Below are 555 nucleotides of genomic sequence, written 5' to 3' on the forward strand. Positions count from 1 at the left end.
GGAGCCAGCCGCCGAAGGTGGGGTCGATGATTGGGGTGAAGTCGTAACAAGGTAGCCGTATCGGAAGGTGCGGCTGGATCACCTCCTTTCTATGGAGACTCGTCACGGTAGAGGGTGCACCCTGCTAGTTTTTCTAGTGAAGGGATGAAACCGCTACGCAGTGAGATGTCGAGGTCGAACGCACGCAATGCAACACAACTGTTTGATTTTGAGGGACTGGAGAAACTTACCGGTTGAAAAGCTCAACCGGGTATAGTAAACTCTTAATTCCGGTGATGAACCGGATGAACCTCAGATTGTTCCTTGAAAACTGCACAGAGGTAAAAGTAAAGCGCAAGCGATGATGATCAACGCGTCGAGCTTTCATACTAACGGTGAAGTTCTATTGCTGTATCGACACGTCTTTTGACGAAGTGTCTCACTGCAAGTATGATTGACCGGAGTAGGAGAGAAAGACGAAGTGATCGTTCATTAAATCATAAGGTCAAGTTAGTAAGGGCATACGGTGGATGCCTAGGCGCTGAGAGGCGAAGAAGGGCGCGGATAACTGCGAAA

General features: G+C 49.0%; 2 rRNA genes. Both read left to right on the plus strand.

The features are described 5' to 3' along the window. A 16S ribosomal RNA gene (locus H1S01_RS20690) occupies positions 1-89 on the plus strand; the annotation flags it as partial. Positions 90-482: 393 nt separating this feature from the next. Beyond that, a 23S ribosomal RNA gene (locus tag H1S01_RS20695) occupies positions 483-555 on the plus strand; the annotation flags it as partial.

The organism is Heliobacterium chlorum, from assembly GCF_014502795.1.
Taxonomy (GTDB): domain Bacteria; phylum Bacillota; class Desulfitobacteriia; order Heliobacteriales; family Heliobacteriaceae; genus Heliobacterium; species Heliobacterium chlorum.